This window comes from Cribrihabitans marinus, from assembly GCF_900109035.1.
In the GTDB taxonomy this organism is placed as follows: Bacteria; Pseudomonadota; Alphaproteobacteria; order Rhodobacterales; family Rhodobacteraceae; genus Cribrihabitans; species Cribrihabitans marinus.
The window spans coordinates 144,845-165,001 of record NZ_FNYD01000010.1 but is presented as its reverse complement, the minus strand read 5'-3'; the positions used below and the strand labels follow the sequence as shown (position 1 = coordinate 165,001).

Here is a 20,157-nt window from a genome sequence, read left to right as displayed (position 1 = left end):
ATTCTTGCGATTCCGCTTCGGGCTGGACACCGCCTTTAGACGTCACAGGGAACACGCCATTCTCAAGTTCCCTTGAAAGTCAGCTCTTCGCTCAATCTAACAGAACGCTTTGCACCTGCAGAGAACACCCGGAAACCGCACACCCTACCGATGGCCTTCGCTGCCGCACACCAAAATGGCCTCCGTCACCAAGCTTCCCCCCGTGCCTGACCCGCGTCCAGATCAGACGAAAGGGCCACTACGCGAGCGAGACGGACCCAACCCGCGATGGCGCCCATCGTTGGGCTCGTCAAGCGGCCACCCGGGTCGATCAGGGGCCTCGCACCTGTAGGCGCTTCCGTCTCCCGCCTTCGGACTTTTGGCGACCTCATCGACGTTGATATAGCCGATATGTGCGAGGTAGGGGAACCGCCGCATCGCGAGCCAAGGCTGCCACGCCGAAGCGCGATCTGGGCAAGGAGAAGACCGGCCACCTCGACCGGCAGGCGCTGATCGACTACGGCAAGAAGTCCATGGTTTCTTCGACCGTTATGTGCGGGTAGAGCGCATAGGTCCTGAAGTCCGTCGCAACGCCACGTTCGGCTGGGTCAATACGGGTGACATCGCGCGATCCGATGTGGATCTGTCCCTCGGTTGTCGCCTCCAGCCCGCCACCATTCGCGCCGACGTGGACTTCCCGCAGCCCGAGGGGCCGACGACGACACGGAACGCGCCGTCCTGGATTTCGAAATCGGCGCGCTGAATGACCTGTGCTTCGCCGCTTGTTTGGTAACGTAGTCGAGTTTGTTTCCGGACATCAGCCAAGCCCCTTTCGAGCTGCTTGTTCTGACGTACCGGTCAGGAAGCGGATGGTCTGAATCTCGGTCGGATCATAGGGCGCGCCGGTCTCGTCGAGCAGGTCGTGGAACCAGATGCCCCGGTCGACCCGTCCACCATGGGCCCGGACGAGATCATCCGGCCAAGGGAGCCACGTCTGGGTGCGCCCCTTGACCAGACCCCATTGGAAACAGCCGACATTCCGGTTGTGAAAGAGTTCAAGCTGGTCTGAGATCCGGCTGTCGATCTGCCGGGCCATCCACTCGGTGCACATGATCGGCCGGTTGAGCACTTCGAGGTAGTCGATGAACTGAGTCACGCGCTTCCTGTTCCAGTAAGCGTGGAATGTGATGATATCCGAGTGAAGAAGTGCGCTTCGGTCAATCTCGGTCTGATAGGGATGCGCGTCGCTGTCGGGCAGCGGCGTTGTCCATGCGGCTACCGAAAGCGGCGCTTCCGGCCCGATGTCGCGTGCAACGGCAAAACTGGTCTCCATCAACGACAAAGCATGTTTTTCGAGTTCGGCATCGAACTGCGAATACTCTGTCTTGTCGAAATCCATCCGATTGCCGGGTTCGTTGTAGAGGTCCCAGAACAGGACTCGGGGGTCCTTGCAAAAGGCCGAGATGACGTCGTGAACATAGGCTTCCAGCGATGGACGAAGGCCCTGATCCAGAACCGAAGAGCGCCCCGGAGAGGCCACCGCGCGACTGTTGTGAATGCCCGGCAGAGGATCCGGCTGCGGCCCCCAGACGGGCTCTTCCCCACCGAAACCGCAGTCGTCGAACAGGCAGGGCACGGTGTTGATCCCGCGGTCCGATGCCGCTCCCATCAGCCGGTCCAGCCTGTCGAGAAGGCCGTCACGGTCGTTTCGCCAGCCGAGGAACGGAAGGTTGACCCGGATTGCATTGAAGCCGACTTCAGCAGCCCATCCCAACTCACGCTCGATGGTGGGCATGTCGAAAGTGTCGCCATGCCACATCTCGATGAAGTTGACGGCGGTCGAGGGCAGGAAGTTGAAACCACAGACCCACGGGCGTGCCTGCCACCAGTCTTTGGCGTCTTTTTCGCTCCAGCGGTCCATCACCGTGACTCCCGTGTCAGGTGTCGAAAGTGAGCAGCGCCCCGCCGATGAGAGCGGGGCGCAACGGGTGTCACCGGTCCAGGAGGTCCTGAACTTCCAGCTCGGCGTCGCTCAGGGCGTCCTCGACCGGCTTGCCGGTCAGCCAGATGGCCTGAAGCTCTCGGTTCAGCACGTCCTGGATTGCACCATAACGCTCACTGGGCGGCGTATCCTTGGCGATTGCGGCCGTGCCGGTGTACTCGTCGCGATGTGGAAGCGATGTATAGGCCTCGCTTTCCACGACGGAGGTCCGAACGGCCATGTGACCCGTGCGCGCCCAGTCGATGTTGTGATCGTTGATGAAGGCCAGGACCTTCAGCGCGGCCATCTTCTTGTCACCTTCAAGCGTCGACGGGATCGCCCACATATGGCTGTCCGCCCAGGTCGCGCCGGTTTCGAACAGCGTCGGGAAATCGGCGACATAGTAGTTGTCCAGCCCGACCTCCTCTTTCGCGGCCTCGGCGGTGTAGAAGTCCACCACCCATGTCCCGTTGACGAGGATCGCCGCCTCACCATTCAGAAACGCCTGCTGGCTGTCGGCATAGTTGAGTTGCGGGTTGGCAAGGCTAGCGTCGAAAAGCTGTGTGATCGCCGTCACGGCGTTCTTGCCCGCTTCCGTGTTGATGGTGGCGGTGCCGTCCTCGGTGAAGATGTTTGCATTCTGCTGCCACATCAGGGCAAGCACCAGCCGGACACCGATGGGAAACTGCGCGAAGTCGGCGGCGAGATAGTCCTTGCCGGTCGCGTCCTTGACCTGCTGTGCGTGGGCCAGAAGCTCTTCCGGCGAAGACGGCAGTACGGGCTGGCCGTTCTCGACCAAACCGGCCTCTTCCATCACGTCCATGTTGACGTGCCAGAGGTTCGCGTGGAAATCCATCGGGACGCCGTAGATGCCGCCGTTGAAGCTGACCGCATCCAGCGCAGCAGGCGACCAGTCGTTCGGGTCGATGCCAGCGGCCTCCAGGTCACCCGAGATTTCGGCCAATGCTCCAAGCCCGGCGAATTCAGGGATTCGGTGGCGGTGCATGACGTGAACGTCCGGAGGTGTTCCCCCCGCGTATGCCGCCTTGATCTGGTCGTAGTAGTTGCCCCAGTCGGTGGGCAGCGTATTGATCGAGATGCCGTCAAGCTCTGCATCAGCCGCATTGATGATCGACTGGATGATGCAGGCCTCGCCGGTCGAGACCGTGGTATCCGTGCCGGCATCCTCGCAGGCGCCGAAGAAGCGGCCCAGGGTGATCTCCTGCGCGAATGCGCCCGTGGTGATCGTGGCGGCGGCTGCCGCCGACAGAAGCACATGTTTCATTGGTTTCCTCCCTATGTGCATGAATTCAGCCCTTCGATCCGCCGGCGGTCATGGCTTGCACCACGTAGCGCTGGAAGATGAGGAACAGGATGACGACCGGAAGCGAGGCGATGACGCCCGAGGCCATGACACGGCCCAGCCCTTCCGATTGCGCGAAGTTCGATTGGATCGAGGCGAGACCCAGGGTGATCGTGAAGTATTCCCGCTGCTGGGCACTGACGAGCGGCCAGAGATAGTCGTTCCAGGCATAGAGAAAGGTCAGGATCGCCAGCGTCATCATCGCGGGCCGCGCCAACGGCAACATGATGTACCAGAAGATCTGCAGCCAGCCCACGCCGTCGAGCCGTGCCGCCTCCTCGATATCCTTGGGGATCGCCCGGAAGAACTGCAGCATCAGGAAGACGCCGATCGGCACGGCCATGCGCGGCAGGATCAGCGCGTGATAGCTGTTGTGCCAGCCGAAATCCGCGAACATCGTGTAGAGCGGGATAAAGACCGCCTGTTCCGGAACCATGAGGCCGATCAGGCAGATGATCGTCAGCGGCGTCTTGAAGGGAAAGTCGAGCCGCGCCAGCGCATAGCCCGCCGTCGTCGAGACCGCGAGAACGCCAAGCGTCATGCCGACCGACACGATCAGCGAGTTCAGGAACCACCAGGGTGTCTGACCGAAGGCAAAGAGCGCAGAGTAGTTCTCGGCGGTGAACGGCAGCGGGACCAGGCCGAAGAATGTGGACGACGTGGTCCGGGCCAGCACCTCGTTCGGCTGAAAGGAGAGCGACACCATCCAGAGGGTCGGCAGCAGCCACAGAAAGGCGGGGATTGAGAGGCCGAGGATCAGCCAGTAGTAGCTGCGGGTCATCACTCCTTCTCCCGTCCGATGATGAACTGGATGACCGAGAAGGTGCCCATGATGACGAAGAGGAAGACGGCCATGGCGGATGCGCGGCCCAGTTCGCTGTCGCGAAACCCGGTCTGGTAGATGTAGCGCACAAGCACCTGGGTGGTGTCGTTCGGTCCGCCCTGGGTCATCAGGTGAGATTGCCCGAACACCTGGAAATGCAGGATGATCTGCAACACGACAACCAACGTGATCGTCCGTTGAAGGTTTGGCAGAGTGACGAACCAGAACGCCTTCACGCCCTTTGCGTTGTCCAGTGCCGCTGCCTCGTAGATGTCCTTGGAGATGTCTTGAAGCCCGGCCAGAAACAGGATCATCGCGATCCCGAGCGACCACCAGATTGTTGCGATGACGATTGCCGCCATGGCAAATTGCTCGTCGGTCAGCCAATTGATGGGTATCCCGCCGAAGGTCTCGGTGATGTTGGCGATGAGCCCCTGACGGGGCGAGAACATGATCTGCCAGATCAAGGTGACGACGGTGACGGACAGGACCTGGCTGAGGAAGAAGAGCGTCCTGAGCACCCCCATCGCCCTGGTTTCCCCGTTCAGGGCGGCGGCGAGAAAGAGAGCGGAGATCGTGACGCCCGGCACGGCCAGCGCCACGAACAGAAGCGTGTTTCCAACCGTCGGCCAGAACCTACGATCATACCAACGACCCTCTTCGCCGGGATGAAAACCGGGGAGGACAACCAAGAGCAGCGACGCCACGCCGAGGGCAATGGCGTTGAAGCGGCTCAGCCGGTCCACCCGGCGAAGATAGGCCGAAGCGGCAAGACCGAGGACACCGAGGCCCTGCCAGAACGGGGATGCAAAACCCCACTCGATATTGCGCCCCCACATGACGCGCTCATAGTTGCGCAACCCGATGAATTCCTTGGCGTCCGGGTTGAATGCGACGGCCAAGAGGTTCCAGTCATGGAGGCTGATCCAGAAGCCCCGGAAGAACGGGTAGACGAGGAACAAGCCGTAGGTGAGCAGAAAGGGCGCCAACAGCAGCCACGCCGCCTGGGTCTGGCTCATCCGTTTCTTCGATGCCTTGAGGTCCTGCATCCTCTCCTCCCCGAAAGTCTGCGAATCTTCTTGCGCTAATATTATTAGCAATATTTATTAGCAAGCAGCAAGAACAATCTCACGTACTGGCTAACCTATGGCGGAATCGACGAAATCCCGGGTCACGATGAAAGACGTCGCCCTGAAGGCCGGAGTGTCGCAGTCGACCGTATCCTTCGTGCTGAACGGCCTCGAAGACATGCGGATCAGTCGCGAGACCCGGAAAAGGGTGATGGAGGCGGTCAAAGAGTTGGGCTATCGCCCGCGCGGTGCGGGACGCCCGCCCAAAGCAGCAGGGGCGGGCGTGATCGGTCTCATGTTCGACGAGATCGCCACCAGCCCATTCGCGGCGATTTCCATCGAAGGCGTGCAGGAAGCGGCCTGGAAGGCCAATGTCATCGTTGAGGTCGTCATGACCGGCGGCGATGCCGAGTATGAAGCTCAAGTGCTCAAGAAATGGTCCGGCGACAATGCCGTCGGCGTCATCTACGGCTCGATCCTGACGCGCGAGCTCTCGGTTCCCGAAGGCATGGGGCGTCATCGCGGAGTCCTTTTGAACTGCAACGATGCCGAAAAGCGTTGGGCGTCCATCGTGCCCGCCGAGCGCCGCGGAGGGGAGGTTGCGACCGCAGCGCTCATTGCCGAGGGACACCAACGCATTGCATTCATTTCCGGCGAACCCTGGATGGAAGCTTCCGATCAACGAATGGAGGGCTATGAGCGTGCTCTTCGGGCAGCGCGAATTCCGGTCGATCCTTCGCTCATCGTCGAGGGAAACTTCCTGCCGTCCGGTGGTCGGGCCGCTACGCTGAAGCTAATGCGGAATGGTCGCAGACCGGATGCGATTTTTTGCGCCAACGACCTGACGGCCGTCGGATGCTACGAGGCGCTCAAGGAACTCGGAGAAATGCCGGGCGAAACCGTGGCCGTGATGGGATATGACGACCAGGAAATCGCCCAGCACCTGTCGCCATCACTTTCGACTGTCCTGCTTCCGCACCGAGAGATGGGGCAATGGTGCGTGGAACAGCTCTTGCAAACCGAAAGGCCCGTCGTGCAGGAAAGACTGCACTGCCCCTTGGTGTTAAGAGACTCGCATCGGCGCACGAGCGTCTAGAATCGTGTCCCGCGCATCGGTGGCACTGCATCGAGTGCCAAGCGGTCATTTGTGCGCCGGTCCGTGTTTGGGCGTGTCGTGTCAATCGGGGCCGTATCCTGCGGATTTGAACAAGTTGAAGCCTTCTTCGTCGGTGAACAGGCCGCCCACGTGGCCAGAGCCTGCCAAAACTCAGCATATGACCGATCAGCGCACAGCCGGCACCGAGCCAGTCAGTGGCTCTTGAAGTCTCAAGTCTGCAACCGGTCCAGGAGATTTGCGCCCTGGCGCGTCACGCCGAACAAGCAGCACACATTCGCATTGAAGCGAATGGACTTTCGACGAAGACAGTTGCCGAGACGGCGAAGCACCAAACAGCAGGCTGGCCGGGTGTCCGGTATTATCAACCTTGAGCCCGCCGCGCTCCCTTGAGATTGACGAACACAATTCCCAATATCACCAGTGCGATACCGGAGAACTGCGCGCCGGACAGTCGCTCCCCAAAGAACAATGCGCCAATTGAAAGCCCGAAGATCGGCACAAGAAAGCTGAACACGATCGCCCGGTTCAGCTCGACTTCCTCCAGCACGGAAAACCAGATCCAGTACACCAGCGCCGAGCCGAACAGGGCCAGCCCCAATAGCGATGCCGTGAAGACCGCGTTCCACTGAATGTCGAATTGATCTTCCAGCGCGAAGGCTGCGAACGCGAGCGGTACGCTGCCGATGAGCAACTGCAGTCCCATTGCGAAAAGCCCGTCCGCCTTGTCCGCGATGGACTTGATCGCCACGTTGCTGATGGTCACCCCAACCGCGGCCAGAACGATATAGGCGAAGCCGATGGCCGATCCTTCCTGCCCTTCGTCGAGCAATTGCGGCAGCGCGATCACGAGGATTCCCGCAAAGCCGACCAACAGGCCGATCCAGCCGATCCTCGGCAGCCTTTCGCCAAGCCATGCGACGCCAAGCATTGCCGCAAGCAGGGGTTGCGTGTTGGCGATGACGGTGGCCAGTCCGGGCGACACGAATTCCGCCGCATGAAACATGCCCAGGAATCCCAGACTGGTCGCACCAAGCCCGACGACACCAAGTGTCACCCACGTACGCCAGCCGCGCGGGAACGGTCTGCGCAAAATCATCGCCAAACCCACCAAAGCCGCTCCGGCCAGAACTGCGCGCATTGTCGCAAAAGTCAGATGCGGCGCGTATTGCAGCCCCGCCGTGATCAGCGGAAAGCACGCCGCCCACAGGAACATGGCCAAAATGATCTTGGTTATGACGGTCGGCGACATCGAGATTTCCTTTTTTGGATCAGAAGTGGCAGGAATTGCAGAAATTTTCCGATGTGCCAACTCAGGGAGGAAGTCAGAAGACGCTGCCGCCGCCGAAACCTTACGGGTTCCTGAGTATCGGCTCGCTGGCCCAGACTCCGAAAGACCGGGCCCGCGCATCCCCGACAGAGAACCGCAAACGATCAGGTCGGCCGAAGCACGCTGAATGTGTAACGTTTCCGATGTTTCGGCGTCTTGCTCTTCAGAGGTGTATCATGAATCACGACCCGAAAGATCGGTTGTCCACGGCAAATCAGCCCGACACGGGCGCCAAGGAAGCGGACACCGCTGTCCGTCGCGCGCTGCTGGAAGGTCGTCAGCATATCCTGAACTTCCTGCGTCGGCGGCTTGGGGATGCAGAAGCCGCCGAGGATGTCCTGCAAACGTTCATGCTGCGGGCCATCGAGCGCTCCGGGCAGCTTCGCGATGTGCGCGCCGTGCGCGGCTGGCTCGGTCAGATCCTGGCGTCGTCAATCGCGGACTACGGTCGCAAGGTTGGCCGGCAGCGTCAGAGGGAGATGGTGATGGACCCAACCGACCTTGACAGAGTCCAAGGCGGGTTCGACGAAGAACTCGACGAGGCGATATGCAATTGCCTGTACAAGCTGTTGCCGACGCTCAGACCGGAATATGCCGAGGTAATCTGGCGCGTCGATCTTCAGGAGCAGCCGCGCGAGGCTGTCGCCAAGGATCTCGGCATCACCTTGAACAACCTCACGGTCCGTCTTCACCGGGGTCGGCAGGCGCTTAAGACAAGGTTGGAACAGATGTGCCTGACCTGCCCGGTTCATGGCTTTCTCGATTGCGATTGCGACGCAGCAAAAAAGGCCCGCGCTCGTTTTCAGGCGCTGAAGGACGACGCCGGAGATGGAACGACGGGCTGAGCCCCATGCGCTGGCCTTCTCTCACCGGCGTGTGTGCAATTCACGGATCGCGGTCTGTGATCCCCCGGCGAGGATGCGCCGATCAGCCTCAATGGTTTTGCCAGCACATGCCCGCCATTTGCGATCATCCGCCGGATCGGCGGGCCATCGCTCTGTAATGAACATTTTCGTCCTTCGTCTGTTTTACTAGAAAGCGGCCGTTGATGCCGCCCCTGGAAGAAAAGCGAGATGGAGCATGCGATCATGTCCGATAGCGAAACCTCTCACAACGAACGCTTCGAACACGAAGGGAGCCGTATTCTACGCGGACGTCTCGCGCCGGCACGGGCGGGCATGTGGTTGCTCGCCAAATCGCTTGGCCGCCTCGTTCGCATCGGTCGCCTCACCGTCTTCGATCCCCTTGGCGAGACCTGGCGTTTCGGTCCCGGCGGAGAACCCGCCGTATCTGTCCGTTTGACCGACAGGGCGCTGCCTGCGCAACTGCTTGCAAATCCCAGCCTGGCGCTTGGCGAGGCCTATATGGACGGGACGCTGCGCATCGAGGCGGGCACCTTGCGCGACCTGCTGTCGATCTGCATGACGGACATGGATACCATCGACGCATTGCCCGGCAGACGGTTGAACCGCTGCCTGGATGCGTTTCGGAACCGCAGGCTGCATCACAATCCGATCAGCCGGTCCCACGCGAACGTGGCACATCACTATGACATCTCGACCGAACTGTATGACCTTTTTCTCGATGCGGACCGGCAATATTCCTGCGCCTATTTCCCGACCGGGACGGAGACCCTGGATGAGGCCCAGACGCTCAAGAAAAGGCATATAGCGGCAAAATTGCTGCTGCGGCCCGGGCTGGAGGTCCTCGATATCGGCTCGGGCTGGGGCGGGCTGGCGGTGGAACTTGCACGGCAACACGGCGCCCGCGTCACCGGCCTCAGCCTCTCGACCGAACAGATCACCGCCGCCCGCGACCGTGCCGCGCAATCGGGCCTGTCCGGTCGGGTCACGTTTGAGCAGCGCGATTACCGCGAAGAGAGGGGCCAGTACGACCGCGTTGTGTCGGTTGGCATGTTCGAACATGTAGGCCGCAGCGGGTTCGACGCATTTTTCGGCACGCTCCAGCGGGTTCTGAAACCTGATGGCGTAGGCCTGTTGCACGCGATCGGCACGAAGGCGCCCAAGGGCGGAAGCGATCCGTGGGTCCGGAAATACATCTTCCCCGGCGGCTATCTGCCGACCCTGTCCGAAACCATCGCGGCGGCGGAGCGGTCGGGGATGTGGGTCACGGATGTCGAGGTTCTGCGCCTGCATTACGCCGAAACACTGCGCCACTGGTCCGAACGCTTCGCCGCAGAGCGCGAGACCGCGCGAACGCTTTATGACGAGCGGTTCTGCCGCATGTGGGAGTTCTACCTTGCCGTCTGCGAAATGGCGTTCCGGAATGGACGGTTGATGGTCTTCCAGATCCAGCTTGCCAAACGCCATGACACGGTTCCGCTCACCCGGGATTACATCGCCGAAGCCGAGGCAGGTCAGATCGCCAAGAACATATCGTCCGATAGGACCGGGAGAACACCATGACAGACGAAAAACGGATCAGAGTGGCCGTGAACGGATACGGCGTGATCGGCAAGCGGGTGGCGGACGCGGTTGCCGTGCAAAAGGACATGGAGCTGGCCGGCGTGGCGGACATCACCGCCGATTGGCGGGCCAGGATGGCGACCTCGAAGGGCTTTGCGCTTTACGCGGCCGACCCGGATCGCGCCCCGGCCATGCGCGCGGCCGGTCTCGACATGGCCGGAGGACTCGACGATCTGCTCGCCTCCGCCGACATCGTTGTGGACTGCACACCGAAAGAAGTCGCCGCGCGCAATGTCGAGACCTACCGCGAAACGGGTATCCGGTTCATCGTCCATGGTGGCGAGAAGCACGAGGTGACAGGCCATTCCTTCGTCGCCGAAGCGAATTATGCCAGCGCCATCGGACGCGACAGCACCCGCGTCGTCTCCTGCAACACGACCTCGATCGTGCGCACGCTGGCGGCGCTGAAAGCTGCGGGGCTTCTCGGTTCGGCGCGCGGAACGCTGCTGCGCCGCGCCACCGACCCGTGGGAAAGCCATCTGGGCGGCATCATGAACACGCTTGTCCCCGAACCCGGGATTCCCAGCCATCAGGGCCCGGATGCACAAAGCGTCGATCCCGATCTCGACGTGATCACGATGGCGGTCAAGGTGCCGCAGACGCTTGCCCATCTGCACTACTGGTCGGTCAGGATGCCGCGCAAGGCTTCGAGGGACGAGGTCCTGGAGGCGTTCCGCGCCTCCTCGCGCATCGCGTTGATCCGGATGTCGGAGGGCTTGGGCGCGCTCAACGCGGTCAAGGAGATGATGGCCGATTTCGGACGCCCCAACGACAGTCTCTACGAGGTTGCCCTGTGGGAGGACATGCTCAAGGTCGAGGGCGACGAGCTGTTCTATGCCTACATGGTCGACAACCAGGCCATCGTGATCCCCGAAACCATCGACGCGATCCGTGCCCTGACCGACGTCGAGCGCGACGGACCGGCGTCGATTGCGCGCACGAACGCGGCGCTTGGTGTCGGGACATTCACGGCGACCTGACAGCCCCCGGCAGCAGGTTCCAAACCCATCCGGGCAGAAACCCGATCAGCCCGCCGCCATGCCCCCGTCGACGGGATATTGCGCTCCGGTGATGAAGGCGGATTCGTCGGAGGCAAGGAACAGGACCAGATTGGCGATATCGATGCTTTCGCCGTATCGACCCAGCGGGATCGTGCCGGCAAGCTTCTGCTTCACCTCATCGCCGTGGCCGGGATTGAACCCATCCTCCAGCGACCGCATCATCCGCGTGTTGACCGGCGAGGGATGCACGGAATTGATCCGCACGTTGTGGCCCGCGGCCTCAATCGCGGCGGCGCGGGTCAAGCCGACGACGGCATGTTTGGAGGTGATGTAGGGCGCGACATTCGGGCTGCCCTTGAGGCCCGCAATGGACGACATGTTGATCACGCTGCCGGATTTCTGCCCCATCATCACCGGCAGGACATGCTGCAGCCCAAGGAACGTGCCGCGCACATTGACCGCCATCACGCGGTCGAAATCCTCGATCTTCTGGTCTACCAGCGGCGCGACCTTGCCCTCGATTCCGGCATTGTTGAAGAACACGTCGATGCGCCCGAATGCCTCGACGGTCTGCGCGACGTATCTTTTGCAATCCTCGACCGAGGAGACATCGGCTGCGATGGTCAGCAGGTCCTCCGGACTGCCCAGATCCCGCGCAGCGTCCGACAGGTCGTCTTCGTCGAGGTCCACAAGCGCGACCCTGGCCCCTTCGCTCAGGAAGAGCCGCGCGGTTTCCAGACCGATACCCGCCGCGCCCCCGGTGATCAGGGCGGCTTTGTCCTTCAGACGTTTCATGGATTGTCCTCCTTTGTTTCAGGTGTTTGCGATCATTGTTCCCGCGCGGCCTTCCAGCATGGCAAGTGCATCCTCCAGGCGGCCCACGGAGGCGAAACGCGCGCGATCGGATACGAAAGTCGCGGCGGCGGCCACCTTCGGCGCCATCGACCCGTCGGGCAAGTCCAGACGCACCGCGTCCTCCGGTGACACCTGCCCTATCGCGGCCTGCGAGTCGGTGCCGAAGTCGCGGTACACGGCCTCGACATCCGTCAGCAGCAGTAGCGCGTCGGCGTTCAGTTTGTGGGCCAGAAGGGCGGTTGCGTGATCCTTGTCGATCACCGCCTCGATTCCGATCAACGATCCGTCCGGCCGACGAACAACCGGAATGCCGCCACCACCCGCACAGATCAGCGTCACGTCCTGCGCGAGCAGGAGCTGGAGCACCCGCAAGTCCGGAATGTCCATCGGCATAGGCGAGGGAACGACCCGCCGCCAATGCGACCCATCCGCCGCGATGCTCCACCCCCGCGCCTCAGCCAGCCGGTCGGCTTCGGCCCTGTCATAGACCGGACCGATGAACTTTGTCGGCCTGGCAAAGGCCGGATCCTTGGGATCGACCTCGACCTGGGTCAGCAGGGTAGCGACCGGGCGGTCATGACCAAGAGCGTTCTCCAGCGCCTGCTCAATCATGTAGCCGATCATGCCATCGGTTTCTGCCCCCAACACATCCAGCGGGAACACCTCATCGGGTTTGTAGGCGGCGCCCTGAAGTGCCAACAGGCCGATTTGCGGTCCGTTGCCATGGGTCACGACCAGTTGGTGGCCGGCCTCGATGATCTGCACCAACGCGGCGGCCGCGGTGGCGACGTTCGCGCGTTGGGCCCTGGCTGTCAGAGGTTCGCCGCGGCGCAGAAGCGCGTTTCCCCCGAGGGCTGCAACGACAAGCATGGGCTAGCTTCCCAGCGTGGCGACAAGAACCGCCTTGATAGTGTGCAGCCGGTTCTCGGCCTGGTCGAAGACGATGGAGGCCGGGCTTTCGAACACCTCTTCGGTGACCTCCATCGCGGTGATGCCGAATGTCGCTTCGATATCGGCACCGACCTGGGTCTCGGCGTTGTGGAAGGCGGGCAGGCAATGCATGAATTTCACCCTCGGGTTCCCGGTTTTGGCCATCACGTCGGAATTCACCTGGTAGGGCGTCAACAGCTCAATCCGTTCCGCCCATCTTTCCTTCGGCTCACCCATCGAAACCCAGACATCGGTATAGACGAAATCGACGCCGCCCACGGCGGCATCCACATCCTCGGTCAGCATGATCCGTGCCCCGGTTTCGGCGGCGATGGTATCGGCCTCGTCGCGGATCGCTTGCTCGGGCCACAGGCTTTCGGGCGCACACAGGCGCACATCCATGCCCATCTTGGCCCCGCCGATCAGCAGGCTGTCACCCATGTTGTTGCCCGCATCTCCCAGAAAGCAATAGGCGATCTCTCGCAGCGGCTTGTCGGAATGTTCCTGCATAGTCAGAAAATCGGCGAGGATCTGGGTCGGGTGAAACTCGTCTGTCAACCCGTTGTAGACCGGCACCCCGGCATATTTTGCCAGCGCCTCGACAATCGGGTGACCAAATCCGCGATATTCGATCGCGTCATAGACCCGGCCCAGCACGCGGGCGGTGTCCTTGACGGTTTCCTTCTTGCCCAGATGCGACCCCGAGGGGCCAAGATAGGTCACATGCGCGCCCTGATCGTGGGCCGCCACCTCAAAACCCACCCGGGTACGGGTGCTGTCCTTTTCGAAGATGAGCGCGATTTCCTTTCCGGTCAGGCGCGGCACCTCGGTGCCGGCGTATTTCGCCGCCTTCAGGTCGGCGGAGAGTTTCAGCAAAAAGCCGATTTCCTGTGGCGTGAAATCGCGCAGGGTCAGGAAATGGCGGTTTCGCAGATTGTAGGACATGGGATTTCCTTGTCGTCGGGGTGGTTCAGATCGCGTCGCGGATCGTCGGGCAGCTCAAGCAGTGGCTGCCGCCCCTGCCCCTGCCCAGTTCGGCACCGGGAATGGCCAGCACCTCGATCCCGGCCTCGTTCAGCGCGGCATTGGTGTCGTCGTTGCGGTCGTAGCCGATGACGATGCCGGGGCGCAGCGCCAGCACGTTGTTGCCGTCATTCCACTGTTCGCGCGATTGCTCGGCGGCATCAGAACCGCCCGTGGGCACCAGATGCAGTTTCTTGTGACCGAGTATCTCCGCCGTGATCTCGAACAGGTGGCGGGCATCGCGGCGGATATCGAGCGGCACCTTGCCCTGACCGGGGCGAAGATCGTAGCAGCTGATGGAATCCGCCACCTCCTTGAAGGTGGTCACGACATCGCCGCCGCAATGGGTGAAAACCGTATCCAGATGCATCGCCGCGCGCGAGCTGGGCATCTGGCAGGCGATGACCCGCGTCACGTCGCCCCCCTCGAACAACGTTTCGGCCAGTTGGCCCACCGCCTGCGGGGTCGAGCGTTCGCCCATGCCGGCCATGACGACACCATGCCCGATGGGCATGATGTCGCCCCCTTCCAGTGTGGCCGTGCCGAATTCGCGCGTCGGATCGCCGAACCAGACGCGCGCCTGCCCGGCAAAGGATGGGTGAAACCGATAGACCGCCGCCATCAGCAGCGTCTCGGGCCGCCGCGCCGGGAAATGCATCGGGTTCAGGCTGACGCCGCCATAAACCCACGCCGAATTGTCCCGTGTGAAGATGAAATTCGGCAGCGGCGGCAGGACGAAACCGTTGGGGCCGAGATAGCTGCCGAACATGCCGGAGGGCGTGAAGGGCAGATCGTCCACCCTGATCCCGCCGACCAGAAATCGCGCAAGCTCGGCTCCGGGCAGGGATTCCATCCAGCCGCGCAGATCGTCCCGCATCCCGACGCCCACGTCGTTGCGGGTGATGCGGTGGTCGAGAACCCAGGCGCGCGCCTCGGAAATGTCCAGCGTCTCGCCCAGTAGCACCATGGCGTCCAGCACCTCGACCCCTTCGCCGCGCATGATATCGGCAAAGACGGCGTGATCCTTGATCGCCTGCTTGACCCAGAACACATCGTCGAACAGCAGGTCTTCGCGGTTGTCCGGTGTCAGACGGCGATGCGCCAAGCCGGGGGGCGATACGATCACCTGACGCAGCTTGCCGGTTTCGGAATGAACGCCCAATTTCGGTTCAGACATCCTGGATGCCTCCTTTTTCGTTCAAATCAGAGAATGGCGGCCAGGCTGATCCCGGCCGAGATGAAGACGACGAGGATCAGCAGCAGGGGCCAGACGAAGACGACCCAGCGGTCGAACGACACGCGCCCGATGGCCAGACCGCCGATCACAACCGCAGAGGTGGGCGTGATCAGGTTCACAAGGCCACTTGCCGATTGATAGGCGGTCACCACAAGGTCTCGGCCGACGCCTGCGAAATCCCCCAAGGGCGCGAGGATCGGCATCGACAGGACGGCAAGGCCGGAGGACGACGGCACCAGAAAGCTCATCCCGATCTCGATCCAGAGCATCAGGTTGATGAACGCGATCTGGGGCAGGCCACCAAGCGTGTCGGCGGCACTGTTCAGGATCGTGTCGGCGATCAGGCCCTGCTCCATTATCACGACGATGCCGCGGGCCAGACCGATCACAAGGGCCACCGCCAGCAGATCCTTGGCCCCGTCCACAAAGGCGGCCGTCAGCGTCTTTTCGCCCATCCGCGCGACCAGCCCGACGACGATGGCCATCCCGAAGAACAGCGCACCCATCCGGGCCATCCACCATCCCTGGCTGGAGACACCCCAGATCATCACCGCGAAGGTCGCAAAAAACAGGATGAGAACCAGCTTCTGTGTGGCGCTCAGCTTCGGCTCGGTAAATTCCGCATCCGTGTCGTTGAGGAAGAACTGCCGGTCGCTGTCGCGTTGCGCGGCAACGACGGACCGGGCCGGGTCGGCCTTGACCTTCGCGGCATAGCGCATGACGTAGGCGACGCAGATCGCAAGGCCGCCCAGAAGGAGGACCAGCCGCAGCGCGATACCGTCGGTGAACGGGATGCCGGCCGCGTTCGACGCGATCACCGTGGCGAAGGGGTTGATGGTCGAGCCCAGCGTGCCGATCCCGGCGCCGATCAGGATGATCGCCACGCCAGTCACGGAATCATAGCCCGCCGCAATCACCACCGGGATCAGCAGCGCGTAGAAGGCCAGCGTTTCCTCGGCCATGCCATAGGTGGTGCCGCCCAGCGCAAACAGCGACATCAGGATCGGGATCATCCAGATCTCGTGCCCCTTCAGGCGCAGCATCGCGGTCTGGATTCCGGTGTCGATGGCCTTGGTGGCGTTGACCACACCCAGAAAGCCTCCCAGCAGCAGCACGAACAGCGCCACGTCTATGGCATTGGCGGCATAGCTGTCGGGATCGTAGAACCCGGCGACGGGCGCCAGCATCACGTCGACGAAGCCCTGCGGGTTCGGCTCGACCGTCTGAAACGTGCCCGGCACCGCGATCTCGCGCCCGACCTCTTCGTTCATGGCGCGGTCGTACTGGCCCGCCGGTATGATCCACGTCAGCGCCGCAACGACGATAATGAGTCCGAACAGGATGGAATAGGCGGTGGGAAACCGCGCCGCCATGCCTTGCCCGTCCGGTGTTTTCGTCGACGAAGTGTCAGACATCTCAAAACCCCCTCTTTCAATGCGACTTCTGTGAGTGTCCGGCGTGAAGCGGCACCTGGCCTGCCTGCGCATCGCCCTGCCCGTCGCCGCCGGCGCGGTCGGTGTTGCCCGCGCGGAGGCCTTCCAGCCGGGTGCGTTTCAGCAGCAGCGCGTTGACGGCGACCAGGGCGGAACTGCCCGACATCGCAATCGCCGCAACGGCGGGGCTGATGATCAGCGGGTAGAAAACGCCTGCTGCCATCGGGAAGGCGATCACGTTATAGGCCACCGCCCAGAACAGGTTCTGGTGCATCTTGCGCAAGGTGGCGCGCGACAGCTCGATGGCCCCCACGACATCGTAGGGATCGCTTTTCATCAGCACGACATCGGCGCTTTCCATCGCCACGTCGGTGCCCGCGCCGATGGCAAAGCCGACATCGGCCTGGGTCAGCGCGGGCGCGTCGTTGACGCCGTCGCCGACCATGCCGACCTTTTTGCCCTGGGCCTGAAGCTCCTTCACCTTCTCGGCCTTCTGGCCCGGCAGCACGTCGGCCAGCACCATGTCGATGCCCAGCTCGCCCGCGATGCGGCGCGCCGTGCCTTCGTTGTCGCCGGTCAGCATCGCAACCTCGACGCCGCGTTCGCGCAGCTTGGCCACGGCGGCCATCGCGCTCGGGCGCGGCGCGTCGGCAATGGCGATCAGGCCCAGCATCCGGCCCGCCTGCGCCACATGGACGACGGTGCGGCCCTCGCCCTTCAGGCGCTCGGCCTCGGCTGTCAGGGGACCGACGTCGATGCCCTCCTCGTCCATCAGCCGACGGTTGCCGACAAGCACGGTTTCGCCTGCGATCTCGGCGCGGGCACCGCGGCCTTCGAGGTTGAGAAACCCTGTCATCTGCGGCGCGTCGAGATCCGCGGCGCGCTCGACGATGGCCAGCGCCAGCGGGTGGTCCGATCCGCGATCGACCGCCGCCGCAGCCCGCAGCGCGTCATCTTCATTGCTGTCCTCGGCAGCTACGACCTCAACCACGCGCGGCTGACCCATGGTCAGCGTGCCGGTCTTGTCAAAGACGATCACGTCCAGCTTGGTCGCATCTTCCAGCGCGCCGGCGTTCTTGAACAGGATGCCGTGCTGCGCCCCCAGCCCGGTGCCGACCATCACCGCCATCGGCGTGGCCAGCCCCAGCGCATCGGGACAGGCGATCACGAAAACGGTGATCGTCAGCGTCAGCGCGAAGAGAAGCGGCGAGCCGATCCACCAGAACCAGACCGCGAAGGTCGCAAGCCCGATCACGATGGCGATCAGCACCAGCCATTGCGACGCGCGGTCGGCCAGAAGCTGCGCGGGTGCCTTGGAGTTCTGCGCCTCCTGCACCAGCTTGACGATCTGTGCCAGCGCGGTATCGGCACCCACCTTGGTGGCGCGGTAGCGGAAACTGCCGCTCTTGTTGATCGTGGCGCCGATCACGGTGTCGCCCACGGCCTTGTTCACCGGCATGGATTCGCCCGTCAGCATGGATTCGTCGACCAGCGACGCGCCTCCGATGACCTCGCCATCAACGGGGATCTTGTTGCCGGGCCGGATCAGCACGATCTCGCCCTCCAGCACTTCGGAGGTGGGCACCTCGACCTCCTGCCCGTCGCGGATGACGGTTGCCATCGGCGGCGCAAGATCGAGCAGCGCCCGGATCGCAGCCGAGGCCCCTGCCCGTGCGCGCATCTCGAGCCAATGCCCCAGCAGGATGAAGACCAGCAGCACCGCCACGGCCTCGTAGAACTGCACGCCGGGAAAGAAGAAGGTCGAGCCGACGCTGAACACGTAGCCCGTGCCGACCGACAGCACGACCAGCACGGCCATGTTCAGGATGCCGTTGCGCAAGGCCCGCCAGGCGGCGACGAAGAACGGCCAGCTTGGCCAGATGATCGCGGCACTTCCCAGGAAGAACAGCCACAGGTCCAGCCGCAGACCGAAAGGCGGCGCGGGCGGCGTGAACATGCCCCCCATCGGCGAATAGATGAAGATCGGGACGGTGAACAGAAGCGCCACCCAGAAGCGGTTGCGCATGTCGCGGACCATCCCGGCCATGTCCATGCCGCCGCCATGGCCCATCTCGTGCGCCATCGCGTCGTGACCGGCCGGTGCACCAGCGCCGCTGCCGTGATGATCCGCATGGCAGACATGGTTTGGAACCCGCTCCCCGCCGCAGTGAAATCCGCAGGCCTCAACTGATTTGCGAAGCGCGTCCTCCCCCACTGCCGTCTCATCGTAATGGACTGTCACGCTTGCCGATGCAGGGTTCGCTTCGGCCCTGCGCACTCCGTCGAGAGCTGACAAATGGCGTTCGACCGCGAGGTGATCGAGTTCCTCGAAAAGCCCGCGGACCTCAAGGGTCAATGATTTCAATTTCGGCTCCAGTCCATTTTGTTGCGATCGGGAACGACCGTTTGGATGTTTGGTAGATGGACGCGGCTCGGCCTCGGGCGTTACACTGCTTTCGGCGGGAATTGGCCGGGCGGCGACCGCCGTGCAGGTCTACCGGCGCCGGTCGGTCAGAACGGGGCGCGGGGCCGGTCCGGTCATGTAACAATGTGCCTCGTACAGCGTCAGTCCTGACACACTTGACAGAGACCCTGGAACGGAGGCTGGACAATGACGGGGCTGGCAAGGCCGGGCCACAAACCCCACAAATCCTTTGCCATTGTGTTCAGTGGCGGCGGCGCAAGGGGCCTGTCGCATGCCGGTGTGCTGCGCGCGCTTGTCGCCAGGGGCTATGTCCCCAGCGCCATCGTCGGCGTTTCCATGGGCGCGGTCGTCGGCGCCACCTACGCCCTGAACGACGATTGGTACGACGCGTTGGTGGGCATGGACACCAACGGGTTTCCAGCGACCCCGGATTTTCGCCTGCCGGGTCTGGCCGCAAGGATGAGGGGCCTTCGGACCGCATTGCTGGCCGCGCGGGACATGTATTTCGGCTGGGGGGTTGGCGCGCGCACCGAGACATGGGGCCGCAGCGTCCTGTCCCGCCTGACGCAGGGCAGGAACCTTGAGGATGGGCGAATACCTGTTCTGGTTTGTGCGACGGATATGCTGACCGGGACACGTGTGGTGTTCGGCAAGGGGCATGCCACGGATTACATCTATGCCAGCGCGGCGCTCGCCGGAATACTGCCGCCCCTGGTCGATGGACCGCATGTTCTGATGGACGGGGCCTATGTCGATATAGCGCCGATCGATGTGGCAAGGGCCACAGGCGCAGAGGTGGTGATCGCGGTGGACCCGAGCCAGCCCGAAAACGCCATTGGCCCGAAAAACGGAATGCAGGCGATGCTGCGATCCATAGAGATCTGCCAGTATGAACACGCAAATCTGCGGTTCGCCCAGGCGGATCTGGTGATCCGCCCCGTTTTTGGGCAGTCGATCGGCACACTGGAGTTCGGGCTCAAGCGTCATTGCATCGCTGCAGGAGCCGTGGCCACCCGCCGCGCATACGCTGAAATCGGCGCGTTGCTCGATCGCGGACAGCCGAAGCGGTTGGCCGATCCGCTGTCAGGTTGACCCGACAGATCACGC

At 62.8% G+C, this 20,157-nt stretch carries 16 protein-coding genes and 1 pseudogene; 5 read left to right on the top strand and 12 right to left on the bottom strand.

Features of this window, described 5'->3' with window-relative positions; translation table 11 throughout:
- Positions 1 to 505 precede the first annotated feature (505 nt).
- The 5 genes and pseudogenes from BMX57_RS20910 to BMX57_RS16580 form a co-directional block, all read right to left on the bottom strand.
- Positions 506 to 804: pseudogene (locus tag BMX57_RS20910) on the bottom strand (ATP-binding cassette domain-containing protein); the annotation flags it as partial.
- The gene (locus BMX57_RS16595) at positions 797 to 1,900 is read right to left on the bottom strand and encodes a glycoside hydrolase 5 family protein (protein ID WP_092369734.1); all 1,104 of its coding nucleotides are present in this window, start codon (positions 1,898 to 1,900) and stop codon (positions 797 to 799) included. The pseudogene BMX57_RS20910 and the gene BMX57_RS16595, both read right to left, overlap by 8 nt.
- Positions 1,901 to 1,970: 70 nt before the next feature.
- A complete protein-coding gene (locus BMX57_RS16590) occupies positions 1,971 to 3,245 on the bottom strand; it encodes an extracellular solute-binding protein (RefSeq protein ID WP_092369731.1) in 1,275 nt (424 codons plus the stop codon).
- A gap of 25 nt (positions 3,246 to 3,270) precedes the next feature.
- Positions 3,271 to 4,104 carry a carbohydrate ABC transporter permease gene (locus BMX57_RS16585; RefSeq protein WP_092369728.1) on the bottom strand — a complete coding sequence of 278 codons (834 nt, stop codon included), beginning with the start codon at positions 4,102 to 4,104 and terminating at the stop codon, positions 3,271 to 3,273.
- Positions 4,104 to 5,195, bottom strand: coding sequence for a carbohydrate ABC transporter permease (locus BMX57_RS16580; RefSeq protein WP_218142434.1), 1,092 nt, complete (start codon positions 5,193 to 5,195; stop codon positions 4,104 to 4,106). Before BMX57_RS16580 ends, BMX57_RS16585 begins: the two co-directional genes overlap by 1 nt.
- Positions 5,196 to 5,292: 97 nt before the next feature.
- Between BMX57_RS16580 and BMX57_RS16575 the strand changes: the two genes are divergently transcribed.
- Positions 5,293 to 6,312 (top strand): LacI family DNA-binding transcriptional regulator, encoded by a 1,020-nt coding sequence (locus tag BMX57_RS16575; protein WP_092369725.1) that lies wholly within the window; start codon positions 5,293 to 5,295, stop codon positions 6,310 to 6,312.
- A 382-nt stretch (positions 6,313 to 6,694) separates the two neighbouring features.
- Here the strand turns inward: BMX57_RS16575 and BMX57_RS16570 are convergent, their stop codons facing one another.
- Entirely contained in the window at positions 6,695 to 7,582 is an 888-nt protein-coding gene (locus BMX57_RS16570; RefSeq protein ID WP_092369722.1) for a DMT family transporter, read from the bottom strand.
- Between the two features lie 254 nt (positions 7,583 to 7,836).
- Between BMX57_RS16570 and BMX57_RS16565 the strand changes: the two genes are divergently transcribed.
- The 3 genes from BMX57_RS16565 to BMX57_RS16555 all read left to right on the top strand — a co-directional run bounded on the left by BMX57_RS16565 (position 7,837) and on the right by BMX57_RS16555 (position 11,126).
- Entirely contained in the window at positions 7,837 to 8,505 is a 669-nt protein-coding gene (locus tag BMX57_RS16565; protein WP_092369773.1) for an RNA polymerase sigma factor, read from the top strand.
- A gap of 228 nt (positions 8,506 to 8,733) precedes the next feature.
- Positions 8,734 to 10,086 carry an SAM-dependent methyltransferase gene (locus BMX57_RS16560; protein ID WP_308419746.1) on the top strand — a complete coding sequence of 451 codons (1,353 nt, stop codon included), beginning with the start codon at positions 8,734 to 8,736 and terminating at the stop codon, positions 10,084 to 10,086.
- Positions 10,083 to 11,126, top strand: a complete 1,044-nt coding sequence (locus tag BMX57_RS16555) for a type II glyceraldehyde-3-phosphate dehydrogenase (RefSeq protein ID WP_092369719.1) — start codon at positions 10,083 to 10,085, stop codon at positions 11,124 to 11,126. Before BMX57_RS16560 ends, BMX57_RS16555 begins: the two co-directional genes overlap by 4 nt.
- 45 nt (positions 11,127 to 11,171) lie before the next feature.
- On the opposite strand, the gene BMX57_RS16550 is transcribed toward BMX57_RS16555, so the two are convergent.
- The 6 genes from BMX57_RS16550 to BMX57_RS16525 are packed head-to-tail and all read right to left on the bottom strand — an operon-like array spanning position 11,172 to position 18,981.
- Complete coding sequence (locus BMX57_RS16550; protein WP_092369716.1) at positions 11,172 to 11,942, bottom strand: SDR family NAD(P)-dependent oxidoreductase; 771 nt, start codon at positions 11,940 to 11,942, stop codon at positions 11,172 to 11,174.
- Positions 11,943 to 11,960: 18 nt separating this feature from the next.
- Positions 11,961 to 12,872: a carbamate kinase gene (gene arcC / locus BMX57_RS16545; RefSeq protein ID WP_092369713.1), complete on the bottom strand. Its 912-nt coding sequence runs from the start codon at positions 12,870 to 12,872 to the stop codon at positions 11,961 to 11,963.
- A gap of 3 nt (positions 12,873 to 12,875) precedes the next feature.
- A complete protein-coding gene (gene argF / locus BMX57_RS16540; RefSeq protein ID WP_092369710.1) occupies positions 12,876 to 13,877 on the bottom strand; it encodes an ornithine carbamoyltransferase in 1,002 nt (333 codons plus the stop codon).
- Between the two features lie 25 nt (positions 13,878 to 13,902).
- A complete protein-coding gene (locus BMX57_RS16535; protein WP_092369707.1) occupies positions 13,903 to 15,132 on the bottom strand; it encodes an arginine deiminase in 1,230 nt (409 codons plus the stop codon).
- 26 nt (positions 15,133 to 15,158) lie between these two features.
- A complete protein-coding gene (locus BMX57_RS16530) occupies positions 15,159 to 16,607 on the bottom strand; it encodes a YfcC family protein (RefSeq protein ID WP_092369704.1) in 1,449 nt (482 codons plus the stop codon).
- A gap of 16 nt (positions 16,608 to 16,623) precedes the next feature.
- A complete protein-coding gene (locus BMX57_RS16525; RefSeq protein ID WP_229724279.1) occupies positions 16,624 to 18,981 on the bottom strand; it encodes a heavy metal translocating P-type ATPase in 2,358 nt (785 codons plus the stop codon).
- A 255-nt stretch (positions 18,982 to 19,236) separates the two neighbouring features.
- Between BMX57_RS16525 and BMX57_RS16520 the strand changes: the two genes are divergently transcribed.
- A complete protein-coding gene (locus tag BMX57_RS16520; protein WP_092369697.1) occupies positions 19,237 to 20,142 on the top strand; it encodes a patatin-like phospholipase family protein in 906 nt (301 codons plus the stop codon).
- Positions 20,143 to 20,157 lie beyond the last annotated feature (15 nt).

Excerpts from the sequence above, each read along its gene's own strand:
- BMX57_RS16595 (WP_092369734.1), bottom strand. The coding sequence starts at position 1,900 with ATGGACCGCTGGAGCGAAAAAGACGCCAAAGACTGGTGGCAGGCACGC.
- BMX57_RS16590 (WP_092369731.1), bottom strand. The coding sequence starts at position 3,245 with ATGAAACATGTGCTTCTGTCGGCGGCAGCCGCCGCCACGATCACCACG.
- BMX57_RS16585 (WP_092369728.1), bottom strand. The coding sequence starts at position 4,104 with ATGACCCGCAGCTACTACTGGCTGATCCTCGGCCTCTCAATCCCCGCC.
- BMX57_RS16580 (WP_218142434.1), bottom strand. The coding sequence starts at position 5,195 with ATGCAGGACCTCAAGGCATCGAAGAAACGGATGAGCCAGACCCAGGCG.
- BMX57_RS16575 (WP_092369725.1), top strand. The coding sequence starts at position 5,293 with ATGGCGGAATCGACGAAATCCCGGGTCACGATGAAAGACGTCGCCCTG.
- BMX57_RS16570 (WP_092369722.1), bottom strand. The coding sequence starts at position 7,582 with ATGTCGCCGACCGTCATAACCAAGATCATTTTGGCCATGTTCCTGTGG.
- BMX57_RS16565 (WP_092369773.1), top strand. The coding sequence starts at position 7,837 with ATGAATCACGACCCGAAAGATCGGTTGTCCACGGCAAATCAGCCCGAC.
- BMX57_RS16560 (WP_308419746.1), top strand. The coding sequence starts at position 8,734 with ATGGAGCATGCGATCATGTCCGATAGCGAAACCTCTCACAACGAACGC.
- BMX57_RS16555 (WP_092369719.1), top strand. The coding sequence starts at position 10,083 with ATGACAGACGAAAAACGGATCAGAGTGGCCGTGAACGGATACGGCGTG.
- BMX57_RS16550 (WP_092369716.1), bottom strand. The coding sequence starts at position 11,942 with ATGAAACGTCTGAAGGACAAAGCCGCCCTGATCACCGGGGGCGCGGCG.
- arcC (WP_092369713.1), bottom strand. The coding sequence starts at position 12,872 with ATGCTTGTCGTTGCAGCCCTCGGGGGAAACGCGCTTCTGCGCCGCGGC.
- argF (WP_092369710.1), bottom strand. The coding sequence starts at position 13,877 with ATGTCCTACAATCTGCGAAACCGCCATTTCCTGACCCTGCGCGATTTC.
- BMX57_RS16535 (WP_092369707.1), bottom strand. The coding sequence starts at position 15,132 with ATGTCTGAACCGAAATTGGGCGTTCATTCCGAAACCGGCAAGCTGCGT.
- BMX57_RS16530 (WP_092369704.1), bottom strand. The coding sequence starts at position 16,607 with ATGTCTGACACTTCGTCGACGAAAACACCGGACGGGCAAGGCATGGCG.
- BMX57_RS16520 (WP_092369697.1), top strand. The coding sequence starts at position 19,237 with ATGACGGGGCTGGCAAGGCCGGGCCACAAACCCCACAAATCCTTTGCC.